At 71.9% G+C, this 17,790-nt stretch carries 18 protein-coding genes; 13 read left to right on the top strand and 5 right to left on the bottom strand.

The annotated features are described in order from the left end of the window. Positions 1-261: 261 nt before the first annotated feature. From AC07A4_RS37105 to AC07A4_RS37080, 6 genes are all read left to right on the top strand, one after another. Positions 262-1,206: a Gfo/Idh/MocA family protein gene (locus AC07A4_RS37105; protein ID WP_478607771.1), complete on the top strand. Its 945-nt coding sequence runs from the start codon at positions 262-264 to the stop codon at positions 1,204-1,206. A gap of 453 nt (positions 1,207-1,659) precedes the next feature. Next, complete coding sequence (locus AC07A4_RS37100; RefSeq protein ID WP_478607768.1) at positions 1,660-2,481, top strand: MmyB family transcriptional regulator; 822 nt, start codon at positions 1,660-1,662, stop codon at positions 2,479-2,481. Positions 2,482-2,716: 235 nt separating this feature from the next. Then, positions 2,717-3,757, top strand: a complete 1,041-nt coding sequence (locus tag AC07A4_RS37095; RefSeq protein WP_478607765.1) for a PhlD — start codon at positions 2,717-2,719, stop codon at positions 3,755-3,757. A 165-nt stretch (positions 3,758-3,922) separates the two neighbouring features. Beyond that, a complete protein-coding gene (locus AC07A4_RS37090) occupies positions 3,923-4,198 on the top strand; it encodes a hypothetical protein (protein ID WP_478607763.1) in 276 nt (91 codons plus the stop codon). After that, positions 4,198-4,824, top strand: coding sequence for a trimeric intracellular cation channel family protein (locus tag AC07A4_RS37085; RefSeq protein ID WP_478607760.1), 627 nt, complete (start codon positions 4,198-4,200; stop codon positions 4,822-4,824). Before AC07A4_RS37090 ends, AC07A4_RS37085 begins: the two co-directional genes overlap by 1 nt. A 61-nt stretch (positions 4,825-4,885) precedes the next feature. After that, positions 4,886-5,668, top strand: coding sequence for a GNAT family N-acetyltransferase (locus AC07A4_RS37080; RefSeq protein WP_478607758.1), 783 nt, complete (start codon positions 4,886-4,888; stop codon positions 5,666-5,668). 4 nt (positions 5,669-5,672) lie between these two features. On the opposite strand, the gene AC07A4_RS37075 is transcribed toward AC07A4_RS37080, so the two are convergent. Together AC07A4_RS37075 and AC07A4_RS37070 are read right to left on the bottom strand one after the other, a co-directional pair. Next, a complete protein-coding gene (locus AC07A4_RS37075; RefSeq protein WP_478607756.1) occupies positions 5,673-6,812 on the bottom strand; it encodes an isoaspartyl peptidase/L-asparaginase family protein in 1,140 nt (379 codons plus the stop codon). Between the two features lie 155 nt (positions 6,813-6,967). Next, positions 6,968-8,194 (bottom strand): acyl-CoA dehydrogenase family protein, encoded by a 1,227-nt coding sequence (locus AC07A4_RS37070; protein ID WP_478607753.1) that lies wholly within the window; start codon positions 8,192-8,194, stop codon positions 6,968-6,970. A 172-nt stretch (positions 8,195-8,366) separates the two neighbouring features. On the opposite strand from AC07A4_RS37070, the gene AC07A4_RS37065 reads away from it, so the two are divergent. Then, positions 8,367-9,023: a TetR/AcrR family transcriptional regulator gene (locus AC07A4_RS37065; protein ID WP_478607750.1), complete on the top strand. Its 657-nt coding sequence runs from the start codon at positions 8,367-8,369 to the stop codon at positions 9,021-9,023. Between the two features lie 37 nt (positions 9,024-9,060). Here AC07A4_RS37065 and def read toward each other — a convergent pair whose 3' ends face one another. Next, positions 9,061-9,606, bottom strand: a complete 546-nt coding sequence (def, locus tag AC07A4_RS37060) for a peptide deformylase (protein ID WP_478607748.1) — start codon at positions 9,604-9,606, stop codon at positions 9,061-9,063. A 137-nt stretch (positions 9,607-9,743) separates the two neighbouring features. Here def and AC07A4_RS37055 point away from each other — a divergent pair, with 137 nt between their 5' ends. The 5 genes from AC07A4_RS37055 to AC07A4_RS37035 all read left to right on the top strand — a co-directional run bounded on the left by AC07A4_RS37055 (position 9,744) and on the right by AC07A4_RS37035 (position 14,403). Next, positions 9,744-10,991: a MurT ligase domain-containing protein gene (locus AC07A4_RS37055; protein WP_478607745.1), complete on the top strand. Its 1,248-nt coding sequence runs from the start codon at positions 9,744-9,746 to the stop codon at positions 10,989-10,991. Between the two features lie 34 nt (positions 10,992-11,025). Continuing rightward, positions 11,026-11,754, top strand: a complete 729-nt coding sequence (locus tag AC07A4_RS37050) for a type 1 glutamine amidotransferase (protein ID WP_478607743.1) — start codon at positions 11,026-11,028, stop codon at positions 11,752-11,754. Positions 11,755-11,988: 234 nt separating this feature from the next. Next, positions 11,989-13,014 (top strand): 6-phosphofructokinase, encoded by a 1,026-nt coding sequence (locus AC07A4_RS37045; RefSeq protein WP_478607740.1) that lies wholly within the window; start codon positions 11,989-11,991, stop codon positions 13,012-13,014. A 150-nt stretch (positions 13,015-13,164) separates the two neighbouring features. Next, positions 13,165-14,136 (top strand): cytochrome c oxidase assembly protein, encoded by a 972-nt coding sequence (locus tag AC07A4_RS37040; RefSeq protein ID WP_478607738.1) that lies wholly within the window; start codon positions 13,165-13,167, stop codon positions 14,134-14,136. 108 nt (positions 14,137-14,244) lie between these two features. Continuing rightward, complete coding sequence (locus tag AC07A4_RS37035) at positions 14,245-14,403, top strand: hypothetical protein (protein WP_478607735.1); 159 nt, start codon at positions 14,245-14,247, stop codon at positions 14,401-14,403. Positions 14,404-14,412: 9 nt separating this feature from the next. On the opposite strand, the gene AC07A4_RS37030 is transcribed toward AC07A4_RS37035, so the two are convergent. Then, positions 14,413-14,811, bottom strand: a complete 399-nt coding sequence (locus AC07A4_RS37030; protein ID WP_478607733.1) for a subtilase-type protease inhibitor — start codon at positions 14,809-14,811, stop codon at positions 14,413-14,415. Positions 14,812-15,092: 281 nt separating this feature from the next. Here AC07A4_RS37030 and AC07A4_RS37025 point away from each other — a divergent pair, with 281 nt between their 5' ends. Next, a complete protein-coding gene (locus tag AC07A4_RS37025; RefSeq protein ID WP_478607731.1) occupies positions 15,093-15,836 on the top strand; it encodes a lysophospholipid acyltransferase family protein in 744 nt (247 codons plus the stop codon). 111 nt (positions 15,837-15,947) lie between these two features. Here AC07A4_RS37025 and AC07A4_RS37020 read toward each other — a convergent pair whose 3' ends face one another. Next, positions 15,948-17,555: an alpha/beta hydrolase gene (locus tag AC07A4_RS37020; RefSeq protein ID WP_478607728.1), complete on the bottom strand. Its 1,608-nt coding sequence runs from the start codon at positions 17,553-17,555 to the stop codon at positions 15,948-15,950. Positions 17,556-17,790 lie beyond the last annotated feature (235 nt).

Raw genomic sequence — 17,790 nt, 5'->3', positions numbered from 1 at the left:
CAGTCAGGACAGTTCACGCACGAGTTTCGGACACCCTCTCTCCCCGCGCAAGTGAATGACAATTCACCGGTGTTCGCGAATTGCCATCGACACAGGGCAGCTTGACGGCCCGTCGGACAATTGGCGGAGGTTCGGGCGCGGGGGCGCCGGCATGCGTTCCGCGGTGACCGTAAAGCGCGGGGCGGGGTGAAGGTCCGTACCTTTTTCGCCGAGAGGCCCCGGCCCGTCGGCCGGTCACCGCCCCTCCGCCATACTGCGGCCATGAGCAGACTTCGTGTGGGTTTGATCGGTACGGGACCGTGGGCGACCGCGACGCACGCACCCGTGCTCGCCTCGCATCCGGACACCGAGCTCGCGGGCGTGTGGGGCCGCCGCCCGGAGGCGGCCGCCGCGCTCGCGGCCGCGCACGCCGCCACGGCGTACGAGGACGTGGACGCGCTCTTCGCGGCCAGTGACGCCATCGCCTTCGCGGTGCCGCCGGACGTGCAGGCACCGCTGGCCGCGCGCGCCGCGCGTGCGGGCTGCCACCTGCTGCTCGACAAGCCGGTGGCCACGGCCCCGGAAGCGGCCCGCGCCCTGGTCACGGAGGTGGCGCGGGCCCAGGTGGCCTCTGTGGTGTTCTTCACCCTGCGGTTCGCGCCGCCGATGGCCGAGTGGCTGGCCGGGCGGGCCGCGGAGGGGCCGTGGTTCACCGGCCGCGCCGACTGGTACAGCTCGTTCTACGCCGCGGACGGCACCGGCGCGTTCGACTCGCCCTGGCGGGCCGACAAGGGCGGCCTGTGGGACGTGGGGCCGCACGCGCTCTCGGTCCTGACGGCGGTGCTCGGCGACATCACGGCGGTGACGGCGGCGGCAGGGCCCGAGGACGCGGTCCACCTGGTGCTGCGGCACGCGGGCGGCGCGTCGAGCACGTCCCTGCTCACCCTGCGCGCGCCCGAGCGGGCCACGGGAGTGGAGGTGGAGTTCCGCGGCGCGAGCGGCACGGCGTCGCCCTCGGCCTTCGGCGAGACGGGGTGGGGCGACTCGGGCGATGCGTTTCGGTCAGCGGTGGACGCGCTCGTGACCGCCGCGAAGGGCGGGCCCGCACACGCCTGCGACGTACGATTCGGGGCGCGGGTGACAGAGATCCTGGCCGCGGCGGCGGAACAGGTCCGCGAGCGGCAGCCGACGGAAGCCGGGGGCCGGCCGGCGACTCGGACCTCTTGAGCGAATACCGGCCACACAACGCGCCCGGAACAACACGGGGCGGCCGGTACCGTGGCCGCTACGTAATGGCGAGTGACGGCACCGGCCGCAGCCAGTGAACCCAGGAACCGAACCGGGCGGTAACTGCCACGCAGGTACACACTGCTCAGTTTCCGACCACACAGATCGGAATACGAACAACCGGTCCCGCGCACTACCCGACTACGACCCCGTAGGCCTAGGGGGTATCCGACGCCGAGGAATTTCAGCCAATCTCATGCTCCCCGAACAAGATGCCCCTGAGTTGTGCCCACGAGCCCTCCGACGATCAAACCTGCAGGTCGGTGGCCCCGCGTACTCCATGATGCCGTACCGGCTGATCGTTTTCTTCAGGCAATGTTTATGCCCAAAGAAGATGCGAATATTTAGACTGCTGACGCTCAACTCAGTGTGCACGAAGAGGGATTACCCACCATGAACAAGACGGCGCTGCGCGCTCTGCTCCGCGAACGACGCGCCCTCATCGCCCCCGAGTCGCACGGTTTCGTCCGCACGACGGGGCAGGGCAGGCGCGCCCCCGGACTCTCCCAGCACCAGGTGGACCAGCTCCTGCACCGCACCCTTGGTACGTACCACCGCCTGGAGTCCGGCAACTACCCCAACCCACCGACCGCCCTCCTGCGCGACGTGGCCCGCCTGTTTGGCCTGAACGAGCAGGAATGGGTGTCTCTGTGCAGATATGCCCTGCTTCAGGATCCGCCTGGGCCCCTGCACCTGTCCTCCGGCAAGGAAGTCCCCGGCGTGTGGCGCGAAGCGGTCAACGGCATCTCGCACATCGCGTACGTCACGGACGCGTCCTGGGACATGCTCGCCTACAACGACGCCTGCGCCGCCGTCTTCCCCGGCCGCGAGGTCCCGCTGAACATCATGCGCTGGATGATCCTCAGCCCGGTCGCGCGCGAGCTCCTGCTCGACTGGAGCACCGCCTGGGCGCCCCTGCTGCTCCCCCAGCTGCGCGGCGCCCTCGCCACCCGCCCCGAGGACGAAACGCTCCGGCAGATCGAGAAGGAGGTGCTCGCCGACCCCGCCGCCGCCCCGCTGTACGGCGCCGACAAGCCCTATCTCCACCCGGACGGCGACGAACGGCCCCTGCTGCACTCCGAGAAGGGCCCCGGCTGGGTCACCATGTGCGCCGCGCAGCCGCTCACCGCCCCCGGCGCCCGCATGATGATCCTGGTCTTCCACTCGGGCAGAGAGCGCCTGCACCCGCGCGCGGCCATGCTGCGGGCCACCTGACCGCCGCGCGGGCACCCGGCTCCCGCCCGGCCCCGCCGGGCCCGTCCGACCGGCGCGCGCGGCGGCACGGCGGCGCACGGGGCGCCATCAGCGGCTCCCGCGCACGTCGGAGCCGGAATCTCACCCACCTCCGCGTGTCCGCACGGGAACATGCACAACAGGACGCACGTTCGATGGGGTGCAGTACGTTTCCTTATGTACCCCATATCCGTCCGCCCCGGGTGAGAGTTCCCTCGTGTCCGCATTTGTCCTCAGACCCCAGACCGTCGTCGGCGATCACAAGATCACGACCTCGGACATCACCGACGACATACGCCGCCACCACGCCGCGCACCCGCGGCTCGGCGCGTTCGTGCGCGCCATCGGCAACTGTGGCGTCCAGACCCGCTACTTCACCCGCCCACTGGACTCCCCGACCGTCGCGGGCAAGGCCGATGTGCACGAGCGGGCGACCGCGGCCTTCGCCGACGCCCTCGACATGTCCGAGCGCGCCGCCGCCGCGGCCCTCGACTCGGCGGGCCTCGCGGCCCGGGACATCGACGCCGTCGTCACCACCCACACCACGGGCTGGTCCGTCCCCAACCTCGACATGCATCTGATCGAGCGGCTCGGCCTGCGCCCCTCCGTCCGCCGGATCGCCCTCACCACGCTGGCCTGCCCCGGCGGCACCCAGTCCCTGATCCGGGCCGCGGACCTGGTCGCCGCGCGGCCCGGCAGCAAGGTCCTGGTGGTGGCCGCGGAGGTGATCTCCTCCGTCTACCACCACAACGACACCGGCATCGAGGCCATGATCTACAAGGCCCTGTTCGGGGACTCGGCGGGCGCCACCGTCGTCACGGACGAGCCGCTCGGCCCCGGCCTCGTCATCGAGGACTCCTACGAGTACGTCCTGCCGGGCAGCCTCGACCGCCAGCGCGGCCGGATCACCGCCGACGGCTTCCACTTCGACTCCACCCGCAAGGCGCTGACGGCCGCCGACGACGTCCTGCCCCAGCTCCTGGAGTGGGTCGGACCCGACACCGCCGAGTTCGCTGTCATCCACCCGGGCAGCCCGCGCATCATCGCCGACACCGCGGCCGCCCTCGGCCTCGGTGCCGCCGGCGCGCGCCACTCCACCGAGACCCTCGCCCACGAGGGCAACCTGGGCGGCGTCAGCGTCCTGCGCGTCCTGGAGCGCACGCACACGGCCCCGCCCGCCGACGGCACCCGCGGCTACACCGTCGCGTTCGGCCCCGGCTTCACCATGGCCGTCCTGCGCTGCCGCTGGCACGCCTGACCGTGACGGCCCGCCCCACCGGGCTTCCGGTCCACTCTCCGCATCGCCCTCCGGTTCACCTTCCGCATCGCCCCCCGTCGCCCCCTTCGGTTCGTCCTTTCGGCCACCTCGATCCGGCCACATGACCGATGGTGCGGGGCCGGTGCCTCCGGCAGGTTGGACGGCATGCACACGGCACCACATCCCCGGGGACGGCGCGTCGCGGCGGCGGCCACCGCACTGCTTGCGGTCGCCGTCGCCGTGCTGCTCACCGTGACGGCGCCCGCCCGCGACGGGCAGGCGCGCGCGGCGGCCGCGCCCGCCCCCGCCGCCACCGGCGCGGACTGGCGCCTCGACGCCGCCGCGCTGGCCCTCACCGCCACCGTGTCGGCGGCGGGACTGCTGTGGCTGCGCCGCCGCGACGCCCGGACCGGCGCCAGCACGGGCGCGGAGGACCGCTGATGCCGCACACCCTGTACCTCGTCGGCATCGCCGCCTTCGCCGCCAGCGGCGTGCTGGCCGCGCACCGGGCCCGCATGGACCCCTTCGGCGGGCTCGTGCTCGCCTTCGTGGCCTCGCTGTCCGGCGGCACGCTGCGCGACCTGATCCTGGACCGCCATCCGCTGTACTGGACCCACGACTGGGTTCTCCTGACCGTGATCGCGGCCACGGGCGCCGCCACGATGCTCTATCTGCGCCACCGCGAACTGCCGCGGCGCACGCTGATGGTGGTGGACGCCGTGGGGCTCGCCGTGGTGACCGTCATGGGCGCCAAGGCCGCCGTCGACGCGCACGTCACCCCGCTCGCCGTGCTCCTCCTGGCGGTTCTGACGGGAGTGGCCGGTGAGGTCCTGCGGGACGTGCTGTGCGGGCAGTTCCCGCCGCTGCTGCTGCGCGAGGAGGTGTACGCGACCGCCGCGCTCGCGGGGGCCGTCTGCTACCTGGGACTGCGCCACGCGGGCGCGTCCCCGACCGTGACGGCGGTGACCTCGGCCGGACTCGTCCTCGCCCTGCGCCTCGCCGCGATCACCGCGTCCCTGAACCTGCCGCCGCTGTCGCGGGACCGGGCCCCGCACGCGGACGCCTGACGACCGCCCCGGGGCGCGAAAATCCGTTGAAGCGCCCCCAGCTCACTGCTGAAGTGACCGCATGGATCACACAGCGGTACTCACGGCCTACGACCAGCAGATCCGGCGCGGCGCGGACCCCGAAGGCCCCGGCGGGCACATCGAGCGGACCGCGCGCGCCGTGCGGCACACCAGCGGCGCCACCGGCTGGAACGGCGTGCTCTGGTCGGACCTGGACGCGGCCACGGCGGACGCGGAGATCGCCGGGCAGGTGCGCCACTTCGCCGCCCTCGGCCGGGAGTTCGAGTGGAAGCTGTACGCGCACGACCTGCCCGCGGACCTGCCCGAGCGGCTCCTCGCCGCCGGTCTCACGCCCGAGCCGCCCGAGACGCTGATGGTCGCCGAGGCGGCCGCGCTCCCCACGGACGTCCCCGCGCCCGACGGCGTCCGCCTTGTCCCGGTGACCGACGAGGCCGGGGTGCGCCTCATGGTCGCCGCGCACGACCAGGCCTTCGGCACGGACGGCACGGCCCTCGGCGAGCAGGTGCTCGCCCAGCTGAGGTCGGCGCCCGACACGATCGCCGCGGTGGTGGCCATGGCCGGTGACACACCGGTGAGCTCCGCGCGCCTGGAGTTCAGGCCGGGGACCGACTTCGCCGGACTGTGGGGCGGCGGCACCGTGGCGGCCTGGCGCGGCCGCGGCGTCTACCGCTCCCTGATCGCCCACCGGGCCGCCCTCGCCGTCGCCCGCGGCGTGCGCTGGCTCCAGGTGGACGCCTCCAGCGACAGCCGCCCCATCCTGCGGCGGCTCGGCTTCGCGGAACTCGGCACGACCACGCCGTACGTGTACCGGCCCGGCGCCTAGGGCCCTAACTGTTCGGCGGGGTCTCCTTCGGGAAGATCTTCGTGACGACCTCGCCCGTCTCGGTCAGATAGCCGTGCAGCATGCCGGGGCTGCTGTGCGGCGCGTCGAACGTGCCGTCGGGCGCGAGCGCGATCACACCGCCGTCGCCGCCGAGCGCGGGGAGCCGCTTGACGATCACCTCGTACGCGGCCTTCGCGACGTTCGCGCCCTTGAACTCCACGAGGTTGGAGATCGTCGCGGTCGCCGCGCCCCGGATGAACACCTCACCGGCGCCGGTGGCGCTGGCCGCGACCGTGCCGTTCTTCGCGTAGGTGCCGGAGCCGACCAGGGGCGAGTCGCCGACCCGGCCCGGGAGCTTGTTGGTCATGCCGCCCGTGGAGGTGGCCGCGGCCAGGTCGCGCCGCCCGTCGACGGCGACGGCGCCGACGGTGCCCTTGGACTGCGCGTCGGCGAGGGCGGCGGGCGAACCGCCGCCTTTCGCCGCGCCCTTCCCTCCGCGCTTCTCGGCGGCCTTGGCGGCCATCAGGGCGTCCCAGCGGGCCTGGGTCCAGTAGTAGTCCTGGGTGACGGTCTTCAGGCCGTTCCGGGCGCCGAAGTCGTCGGCGCCCTCGCCCGCGAGGAGCACGTGCTTGGACTTGTCCATGACGGCCCTGGCGCCCTCGATGGGGTTGCGCAGGCTCTTCACGCCCGCGACGGCGCCCGCCTTCAGATCCGAGCCGCGCATGATCGACGCGTCCAGCTCGTGGCCCGCGTCGGCGGTGAAGACAGCGCCCTTGCCCGCGTTGAACAGCGGGTCGTCCTCCAGGACCACCACGGCGGCCTGCACGGCGTCCAGGCTGGAGCCGCCCTTGTCGAGGACCTTCTGGCCGGCTCTGAGCGCGGCGGTGAGCCCGTCCCGGTACGCCTTCTCGCGCTCCGGCGTCGTCTTGTCGGGGTCGAGGGCGGTCCCGGCGCCACCGTGCACGGCGAGCACCACGTTCCGGGCGTCGGGCTTGGCCTTGCCGACGGGGCGGACGTCAGCGGCGGGCGCGGCACGGCGGTCCGGCGCACGGTGCTCACCGTCGGGCAGGACGAGCGTGGTGGCGGTCACGGCGGCGGCGGTGGCCAGGGCGGGAATCAGCCAGGTCAAGGGACGTATGCGCATGGGCACTCCTTGGCAGGGTGGCGACGGGGCCACCGTACGGGCATGCACATGACGCCAACCAGAGGGCGTTCCCGCCCCGTGAGACCCACCCCGGCGCCCACCCCGTGGAGCGCCCGTAGAGCGCCCCGTAGAGCGCCGCGGCTCAGCGGATCAGCTCAGCGGATCGGCAGCCCCGACAGCGCCCTCGCGATCACCAGGCGCTGGATCTCGCTCGTCCCCTCGAAGATCGTGTAGATCGCGGCGTCGCGGTGCATGCGCTCCACCGGGTACTCGCGCGTGTAGCCGTTGCCGCCGAGGATCTGGATGGCCTGTGCGGTCACCTTCTTGGCGGTCTCGCTGGCGAACAGCTTCGACATGGAGCCCTCGGCGTTCTCGAACTTCCTTCCCGCGACCGCCATCCAGGAGGCGCGCCACACCAGGAGCCGGGCCGCGTCGATCTGCGTGCGCATGTCGGCGAGCTGGAAGGCCACGCCCTGGTTGTCGATGATCGGGCGGCCGAACTGCTCGCGCGTCTTGGCGTATTCGAGGGCCTCCTCGTACGCGGCGCGGGCCGTGCCGACCGCCATCGCGCCGACCGCCGGGCGGGACGCCTCGAAGGTGGCCATGGCCGCGTTCTTCACCCGCTCGCCGCCGGTCCTGGCCCGCTCGCGCGCCCGTGCCAGGCGCTCGTCCAGCTTCTCCTTGCCGCCGAGCAGGCAGGAGCCGGGGACGCGCACGTTCTCCAGGACGACCTCGGCGGTGTGCGAGGCGCGGATGCCGTGCTTCTTGAACTTCTGGCCCTGGCTGAGGCCCGGGGTGTTCGGCGGCACGATGAAGGAGGCGTGCCCCTTGGAGCCGAGCTCGGCGTCGACCACCGCGACCACCACGTGCACGTTGGCGATGCCGCCGTTGGTCGCCCAGGTCTTGGTGCCGTTGAGCACCCACTCGTCCTTGGCCTGGTCGTAGACCGCGCGGGTCCGCAGGGATGCGACGTCGGAGCCCGCGTCGGGCTCGGACGAGCAGAAGGCGGCGACCCGCACGTCGTTGGCGTCGCCGTACATCTGCGGTATCCAGGTGCCGATCTGCTCCTCGGTGCCGTTGGCGAGGACGCCGACCGCGGCGAGCCCGGTGCCGACGATCGACAGGGCGATGCCCGCGTCCCCCCAGAAGAGCTCCTCCATGGCCATGGGGATGCCGAGCCCGGTGGGGTCGAAGTACTGCTGGGCGTAGAAGTCGAGGGAGTAGATGCCGACCTTCGCGGCCTCCTGGATCACCGGCCAGGGCGTCTCCTCGCGCTCGTCCCACTCGGCGGCCGCGGGGCGGATCACGTCGGCGGCGAACCCGTGGAGCCAGTCGCGCACCTCCTTCTGCTCGTCGTTGAGCTCCATGGTGAACTCGGCCATGACCCCTCCAGCTGCGGACCCGTGCTACGTTACTTGCGGTAACTGGAGTCTGTTACCGGCCGGTAGCCGGTGTCAACTCCCGGCAGCCCGTTCGACGCGTTCGATGCGGGTGCCCGCGCGGGTGTTACGTTGCGCGTTGCGTCAGGAATCGCACGGGCGGAGAGAACACCTCATGGAGACCACGCAGCGGACCGATCAGCAGCGGTCGGCCGAGCAACGTCGGCGCGAGCTGCTGGAGGCGGCCGACCGCGTCGTTCTCCGCGAAGGGCCCGGCGCCTCGATGAACGCCATCGCGGCCGAGGCGGGCATCACCAAGCCGATCCTGTACCGGCACTTCGGCGACAAGGGGGGCCTGTACGCCGCCCTCGCCAAGCGCCACACGGACGCGCTCCTCGACTCGCTGCGCGCGGCCCTGGACGCCCCGGCCGAGCGCAGGGAGCGCGTGGAGGCCACGCTCGACACCTACCTCGCGGCCATCGAGGCCAGGCCGCAGGTCTACCGCTTCCTGATGCATCCGGCCGAGGCGGGGTCGCCCGGTGACGCGGGGGGCGAAGGCGGCTTCGAAGTGGGCCTGCACTCCGCTCCCCTGCTGCGCCGCCTCGGCGAGGAGCTCGCCGAGGTCATCGAGGAGCGGGTCGACCTCGGCCCGGGAAGCGCCGAGCTCGCCCGCGTGTGGGGCCACGGAATCGTCGGCATGATGCACGCGGCGGGCGACTGGTGGCTCGGCGAACGGCCCTGCGACCGCGCCCAGTTGGTGCGCAGCCTGGCGGACCTGCTGTGGGGCCGCCTGGCCGCGGCGGGCAACAAGGTGGGCGGCCCCGGCTTCTGACCCCGGGGCGCGGCTCGGGCCGTGGTGGCCCGGGGACTCAGGCCGTGGTGGCCCAGGGCGCCCGCGCCGCCTGGCGCAGCACCCTGCGCCGGCGCCAGCCGGTGACGTGATCGGTGTACACCCCGCCCTCCAGGTGGTCGCACTCGTGCTGGAGGCAGCGCGCGAAGAACCCGGTCCCGTGCACCCGCACGGGCTCCCCCGCCGCCGTGACGCCCTCGACGACGACGTGGTCGTAGCGCGGCGTCGCCGCCTCCAGGCCCGGCAGCGACAGACAGCCCTCAGGGCCGCGCACGGTGACGCCGTCCAGCTCCACCACCCTCGGGTTCACCACGTGCCCCAGGTGCCGCACGTCCTCGTCGTCCGGGCAGTCGTACACGAACACCCGCCGCCCCACGCCGATCTGGTTCGCGGCGAGGCCGACCCCCCGCGCCGCGTACATCGTGGCGAACAGGTCCTCCACCAGCCGCTCGAGCTCGGGGCCGAAGTCGGTCACCTCCGCGCAGGGCGTCTGGAGCACGGGGGCACCGTGCAGGGTCAGGGGTCGTACGCGCCCTGAGGCGCCCGGGATCGAGCCGTGTCGCATGGCGGCAAGGGTACGGTCCAGGGGACAGCCGAGGTCGCGGATGGTGGTGCGATTCGGGCTTGTCAGTCGATCTCGATAGGCTGGCCCGACACGATGCCGGGCAGGCGCGGCGGCGTACGCAAGGAGGACCCAGAACGATGGCAGGACACCCTGGCAGCTCAGAGTCGCTGTCGGCGCGGGCCAAGCTGGCCGTGACGGCGGGCAAGGCGGCCGCGGCGGTGTCGCGCGCGGCCGGTCGCGGAAGCGGCTCCGTGATCGGCGGCAAGGTCGCGCTGCGGCTCGACCCGGAGCTCCTTGGACGGCTCGCGAACCACCTCGACGTGGTGCTCGTGTCGGCCACGAACGGCAAGACGACCACGACGCGTCTGATCGCCGAGGCGCTGCGCGCCAGCGGCCCGGTCGTGTCCAACGCCCTCGGCGCGAACATGCCCGCGGGCATCACGTCCGCCCTCGCGGGCGGCTCGGACGCCAAGTTCGGCGTGATCGAGGTCGACGAGAAGTATCTGGCGGGCGTGGCCCGTGACGTAGCCCCCAAGGCGATCGCGCTGCTCAACCTCTCGCGCGACCAGCTCGACCGTGCGGGCGAGACCCGCATGCTCGCCGAGAAGTGGCGCGAGGGCCTCGCGGGCAGCAAGGCGGTCATCATCGCCAACGCCGACGACCCGCTGGTGGTCTGGGCGGCCTCCTCCTCGCCGAACGTGGTGTGGGTGGCCGCGGGCCAGGCCTGGAAGGACGACGCCTGGTCGTGCCCGGCGTGCGGCGGCGTCATGCAGCGCCCCGGCGACGACTGGTACTGCGGCGAGTGCGGCTTCCGCCGCCCCACCCCGAGCTGGGCCCTGTCCGGCGACCACGTCCTGGACCCGCACGGCTCGGCCTGGCCGATCCACCTCCAGCTCCCCGGCCGTGCCAACAAGGCCAACGCCGCCTCGTCGGCCGCCGTGGCCGCCGTCTTCGGCGTCCCGCCGCAGGTCGCCCTGGAGCGGATGTATCAGGTGCAGGCCGTCGCGGGCCGCTATGACGTCGTCCAGTTCCAGGGCCGTGACCTGCGTCTCCTTCTCGCCAAGAACCCGGCGGGCTGGCTCGAAACGTTTTCGCTCATCGACGGCCCCCCGGCCCCGGTGATCCTCTCGGTGAACGCCCGCGGCGCGGACGGCACCGACACCTCCTGGCTCTGGGACGTCGACTACACCCGTCTCGCCGGACACCCGATCTTCGTGCTCGGCGACCGCAAGCTGGACCTCGCGGTGCGCCTGGAGGTCGCGGGCCTGGACTTCCGCGTCTGCGAGACGCTCGACGAGGCCGTGCAGCTCTCCCCGCCCGGCCGCATCGAGACCATCGCGAACTACACCGCCTTCCAGGACCTGCGCCGCCGCGTCGGCAACTGACCGCGCACCGAACGCCACTGAGGACGAATTGAGCATGAGCGACAACAGCCTGCGCCTGGTCTGGATCTACCCCGACCTGCTGTCCACGTACGGTGACCAGGGCAACGCCCTCGTCGTGGAGCGCCGCGCCCGCCAGCGCGGCCTCCACGTCGAGCGCTACGACGTACGCAGCGACCAGCCGGTGCCCACCTCCGGCGACATCTATCTGATCGGCGGCGGCGAGGACCGGCCGCAGCGGCTCGCGGCCGAGCGCCTGCGCCGCGACGGCGGCCTGCAGCGGGCCGTCGGCAACGGCGCGATCGTCTTCTCGGTCTGCGCCGGGTACCAGATCCTCGGCAACGAGTTCATCAACGACCTCGGCCAGCGCGAGCCCGGCCTCGGCCTGCTCGACGTGGTCTCCACCCGCGGCGAGGGCGAGCGCTGCGTCGGCGACGTCCTCGGGGACATCGACCCGCAGCTCGGCCTGCCCGAGCTCACCGGCTTCGAGAACCACCAGGGCGTCACGCACATCGGCCCGAACGCCCGCCCCTTCGCCCGGGTCCGCCTCGGCAAGGGCAACGGCACGGGGGACGGCACCGAAGGCGCCTTCAACGGCACGGTCTTCGGGACGTACATGCACGGGCCCGTCCTCGCCCGCAACCCCCTCATCGCCGACCACCTCCTGAAGCTGGCGCTCGATGTGAACGCGCTGCCGCCGTCGGACGACCGGTGGTACGAGGCGCTGCGCGCTGAGCGGATCGCGGCGGCTCAGCAGCCGGCCTAGCCTCCCGGCGGGCGGGGCTCCTGCCCCAGGGGGCCGTTCACCGCGCTGCGCGCTTGTCCTCAAACGCCGGACGGGCTGGATCTTCCGCCCGTCCGGCGTTCCGCTGCCCGCCCGGCGTTCATGTCCGATGGGTGGGCGGTGCCTGCGGAGGCCGGGGGTGCGCCGGTAGGGTGACCGGGATCCAGCCGGACGACGGGGTCCGGTCACCGCCCCACGTTGCAAAGGTTCCGCACCATGCGCCTTGGTGTCCTGACCTCCGGCGGCGACTGCCCCGGGCTCAACGCCGTCATCCGCTCCGTCGTCCACCGCGCCGTCGTCGACCACGGCGACGAGGTCATCGGCTTCCACGACGGGTGGAAGGGCCTGCTCGAATGCGACTACCGCAAGCTCGACCTGGACGCGGTCGGCGGCATCCTGGCGCGCGGCGGCACGATCCTCGGCTCCTCGCGGGTACAGCCCGCGCACCTGCGTGACGGCGTCGAACGCGCCAAGGGACACGTCGCCGAGCTCGGCCTCGACGCGATCATCCCCATCGGCGGCGAGGGCACCCTGAAGGCGGCCCGGCTCCTGTCGGACGCGGGACTGCCCATCGTCGGCGTGCCGAAGACCATCGACAACGACATCGCCGTCACCGACGTGACGTTCGGCTTCGACACGGCCGTCGGCGTCGCGACCGAGGCGCTCGACCGCCTCAAGACCACCGCCGAGTCGCACCAGCGCGTCCTGATCGTCGAGGTCATGGGCCGTCACACCGGCTGGATCGCGCTGCACTCGGGCATGGCCGCGGGCGCGCACGCCATCGTGGTGCCCGAGCGGCCCTTCGACATCGAGGAGCTGGCGCTGAAGGTCGGCGACCGGTTCTCCGCGGGCAAGAAGTTCGCCATCGTCGTCGCCGCCGAGGGCGCCAAGCCGCGCCCCGGCACGATGGACTTCGACGAGGGCGGCAAGGACGTCTACGGCCACGAGCGGTTCGCGGGCATCGCCCGGCAGCTCTCCCTGGACCTTGAGCGGCGCCTCGGCAAGGAGGCCCGCCCGGTGATCCTCGGCCACGTCCAGCGCGGCGGCACCCCCACCGCGTACGACCGCGTCCTCGCCACCCGCTTCGGCTGGCACGCCGTGGAGGCCGTGCACCGGGGCGACTTCGGGAAGATGACCGCGCTGCGCGGCACCGACATCGTGACGGTGCCCCTTGCCGAGGCCGTCGAGACGCTGAAGACCGTCCCCGACGAGCGGTACGCGGAAGCGGAGTGCGTGCTGTAGCCACCCGCCCCGATCCGGACCGTACGCGTCCTGGAACCGCCCCCGGTCGTGAGCGCGACCGGGGGCGGTTCTACTCTGGTGCGGACACACTGCGCACAATCTGTACGAAACAGCACCGCGCACCTACAGCACGAACCAGGGAGCCAGCGGATGGATCACGGCGGGCACGGCATGACCGGCATGGACCATGGGATGAACATGGACCTGCCGCCGTTCACGCTGGCGCGCGGGCTCGAGCTCTCGGTCGAACCCTTCTTCCTCGTCAGCTGCCTGGTGGCGCTCGGCCTGTACGGGTGGGGCGTGGCACGGCTCGTGCGCCGGGGCGACAAGTGGCCGGTGGGCCGGACGGTCGCCTTCGTCACGGGCGTGCTCAGCATCCTGTTGGTGATGTGCACCAAGCTGAACGACTACGGCATGGTCCTGTTCAGCGTGCACATGGTCCAGCACATGATCATCAGCATGCTGTCCCCGATTCTGCTCCTGCTCGGCGCGCCGATCACGCTGACGCTGCGTGCGCTGCCGGTCGCGGGCCGGGGCCGCACGGGCCCGCGCGAACTGCTGCTCGCGCTGCTGCACAGCCGCTATGTGCGGATCATCACGCACCCGGCGTTCACGATCCCGATGTTCATCGCGAGCCTGTACGCGCTGTACTTCACGCCGCTGTTCGACACGCTCATGGGCTCCAAGGCCGGGCACATCGGCATGATGGTGCACTTCCTCGCCGTGGGCCTGGTGTTCTTCTGGCCGATCATGGGCGTGGACCCGGGTCCGCACCGCCCCGGCCATCTGATGCGGATGCTGGAGCTGTTCGCCGGCATGCCCTTCCACGCCTTCTTCGGCATCGCGTTGATGATGGCGTCTGAACCGATGATCGAGACGTACAAGAACCCGCCCGCCTCCCTCGGCGTCGAGGCCCTCGCCGACCAGAACGCGGCGGGCGGCATCGCCTGGGCGTTCAGCGAGGTCCCCTCGGTGCTCGTGCTGCTCGCCCTGCTCTTCCAGTGGTACCGCTCCGACCAGCGCGAAGGGCGCCGCAAGGACCGCGCCGCCGACCGCGACGGGGACAAGGAGCTGGCGGAGTACAACGCCTATCTGGCCTCACTGGCGGCGCGCGGGCGCTAGCGGCCGGACCTCTTCACGGGTGAGGATGGCCCCGAGGTCGTCCGTCGTGAGGCCTCGGGGCTCCGGAATCCGGACGCCCGGGTCCGTCTGTCGTGAGGAGGCAGGGCGATGCCGGGTTCTACGAAGACGATGGGCGCGTTCACCATCGGCGGTCTGGTCATGGTGACCGCCTACACGGTGGCGCTCGGCAGCAACGGCTGGCTGTGGTTCGGCTGGGTCGTGCTGGGGCTGATCACCGTGGCGATGCTGTTCTCGCGGCCCACGTGAGCCGTGGGGTCAGAAGCGGAACACGTGGCCGGTCGACGCCGCCATCTCGCACGCGTTGCCGTACGTCTTGTGCCAGGCGACCGGCCGACCGCCGTGCGTCCCGTGCGCGGTCACGGTGACCGGGGCGTACTCCTTGGTGCAGATCCGGTCCTCCTTGGGCAGTTCGTCCAGGTCACCGCGGGCCTTGTCGAGTTCCGCGCAGGCCTGCCGGGCGTGCGGGTGGTGTCCCGACGGCTCCGGCGCGCAGCGCAGCAGCACCCCGCGCACCCAGGTGTTCTCGTCACCGGAGACGGTCAGGAAGAGGCCGCTCTGGCGGGGCGGCGGCTCGTCGGCGGCAGCGGCCGTCGCGGGTACGGCGGCCGAGGTGAGCGCGAACAGGGCGGCCGAGGCGGCGAAGAGCGAACGCATGGGACCTCCGGGGCTGTGACGGACGCCGCCACGGACGCCGTCACGGACAGTGGCGTCGACGGTGTCGATGGCGTCGGGGCGTGAGGGACATCGGGCAGGGGCCAGAGCACCCGCCCCGGGCCCCGCCTGTCGCGCGGCCACGCCGCCCGCTCCCCCACCCGGCCCCACCGCACGACCCGAACGGCCCCGCACGATCGAATCGACCCGAACGGGCTCTCGCCTAGGCGCCGCCGATTGACTACTGTGCGTCGGCACCACCCCCGGGGGAAGGCGGCGCCCGCATGTTCTACGTGGTCCTCAAGTACGTCCTGATCGGGCCTCTGCTCCGGCTGATGTTCCGGCCCCGGATCGAGGGCCTCGAACACATCCCGGAGTCCGGCGCGGCGATCGTCGCCGGGAACCACCTGTCGTTCTCCGACCACTTCCTGATGCCCGCGATCCTCAAACGGCGCATCACGTTCCTGGCGAAGGCCGAGTACTTCACGGGGCCCGGGGTCAGGGGGCGGCTCACCGCCGCGTTCTTCCGCAGCGCGGGGCAGATCCCGGTGGACCGCTCCGGCAAGGAGGCCGGGCAGGCCGCGATCCGCGAGGGCCTCGGCGTGCTGCGCAAGGGCGAGCTGCTCGGCATCTACCCCGAGGGCACCCGCTCGCACGACGGACGCCTGTACAAGGGCAAGGTCGGCGTGGCCGCGATGGCGCTCAAGGCGCAGGTCCCGGTGATCCCGTGCGCGATGATCGGCACGTTCGAGGCGCAGCCGCCCGGCCAGGTCGTGCCCCGCTTCCAGCGGGTGACGATCCGCTTCGGCGCCCCGCTGGAGTTCTCTCGGTACGCGGGCATGGACGGCGAGAAGGCCGTCCTGCGCGCGGTCACGGACGAGATCATGTACGAGATCCTCGGCCTGTCGGGGCAGGAGTACGTCGACAAGTACGCGGCCGTGGTGAAGGCAGAGGAGGCCGCCGAGCAGGTGGAGGAGAGCGGGCGCGCCGCCGGGGAGCGGAAGTTCCCGAGGATGCCGCTGAGCTGAGGGCACCGGTGGCGGGGGCGGCGGGGCCACCACGCACTACTGGGAGACCGCCCGGCCCAGGCCGAAACGAATCTCCCAGTAGTCACAACTGCTACTACTAACCCCTTGCCGCTACGGCTTGGGCGTGGCGTGCGGGGTGCAGGTCACGTTGCGGCTGTCGAGCTTGCCGGTCAGCAGATAGGTGTCGACGCGGTCGTTCAGGCAGGGGTTCTCCAGGTTGGTGATCCCGTGCGAACCGGCGTCCTTCTCCGTGATCAGACGCGAGCCCTTGAGCCGCTTGTGCAGCTCGACGGCGCCCGGGTACGGCGTCGCGGCGTCCCGCGTGGCCTGGGCGATCAGCGTGGGCGGCAGGCCCTTGCCGGTCTTGACCTCGGTCGGCTGGTGCTGCTTGCTCGGCCAGGTGGCGCACGGCAGGTTCATCCAGGCGTTGGCCCAGGTCATGAACGGGTGGTCCGTGTGCAGCCGGGAGTTGTCGCGGTCCCACTTCTTCCAGCTGGTGGGCCACTTGGCGTCGGCGCACTCGACGGCCGTGTAGACGGCGTTGCTGTTCTCGGAGGCCTTGTTCCCGGCCAGGTCCGACAGGTCGGGGCTCGCGGCCTCGATCAGCGGCTTGCGGTCACCGGCGACGAACTTGCTCCAGTTCGTGGCGATGCTCACCCAGGTGGAGTCGTAGTAGGGCGCGCTCTGGAAGTAGGAGACCAGCTCGGCGGGGCCGACGACGCCGTTGAGGGGCGCCTTCTTCGCCTCGGCACGCAGCTTGGTCCACTGCGCGTGCACCTTCTCCTGCGTGTCGCCGAGGTGGAAGGTCGCGTCGTGCTTGGCGACCCAGCTCATCCAGTCCTTCAGGCGCACCTCGAAGGCGACGTCCTGGTCGAGGTTGGCCTCGTACCAGATCTTCTCCGTGGACGGGTTGACGACCGAGTCGAAGACCATGCGGCGCACGTGCGACGGGAAGAGCGTCGCGTACACGGCACCCAGGTAGGTGCCGTACGACACACCCAGGAAGTTCAGCTTCTTCTCACCGAGCGCGGCGCGGATGACGTCGAGGTCACGGGCGGTGTTCCGGGTCGTCATGTGCGGCAGCATCCAGCCGCTGCGCTCCTTGCAGCCCTGCGCGTACTCGGCGGCGAGCTTGCGCTGGGCGCGCTTGTCGGCCGCGGAGTCAGGCACCGGGTCGAGCTTGGGCGCCTTCACGAACTCCTGCGGGTCGACGCACGAGATGGGCGTGGAGTGCCCGACGCCACGCGGCTCGAACCCGACGAAGTCGTACGCCTTGGACGTCTTCTCCCACAGCTTGCTCTTGTTCACGACGCGCAGCGGGAAGCGCAGTCCGGACCCGCCCGGGCCACCGGGGTTGTACAGGAGCGCGCCCTGGCGCTCCCCCTTGGTCCCCGTGCTGCCGATGCGGTCGACGGCCAGCTTGATCTGCTTGCCGTTGGGCTTAGCGTAGTCGAGCGGAACGGTGACCCAGCCGCACTGGACGGGCTTGGCGAGCCCCCAGTCCTCCGGACAGTCCTTCCAGGCGATGCCCTTCTTCGCGGCCCGCTTCGCGGCGAGGGCGGCCCCACGGGCCTCACGGTCCTTGGCATACGAGGCACGGGCCTCGCCCTGGGAATCGGCGCTCGCGGCGGGCGCGGCGAGCGCCCCGGCTATCAGCGTCGCAGCGACCAGAGTGCCCGCGGACCCAAGCGTCACCGCTCGCCCGGTCCGCGTGGTCATCGGGGTACGTCTCAAGTGGGGCCTCCCGCACATAGCTTCGGTCGTTCGCTCGGTACGGGGATACTTCCTTCCACGGGGGCGTTGTGGACAGGTGTGGTGGTTGTTCTTTACCAATCCGATAAACGGACCGGCCAGTACGGTGAACGGTCCCTGCATTTCAGCGGGCGGACGCCGAGGCTCCACGTGCCCTAGGGAGCCAAACAGGGAGCCACGGCACCTGAGTCAGCCGCCCCGC

This window comes from Streptomyces sp. NPDC043996 (assembly GCF_056435225.1).
Note: the sequence above shows the minus strand (reverse complement) of the source record. Positions and strands in the feature narration are given on the sequence as shown.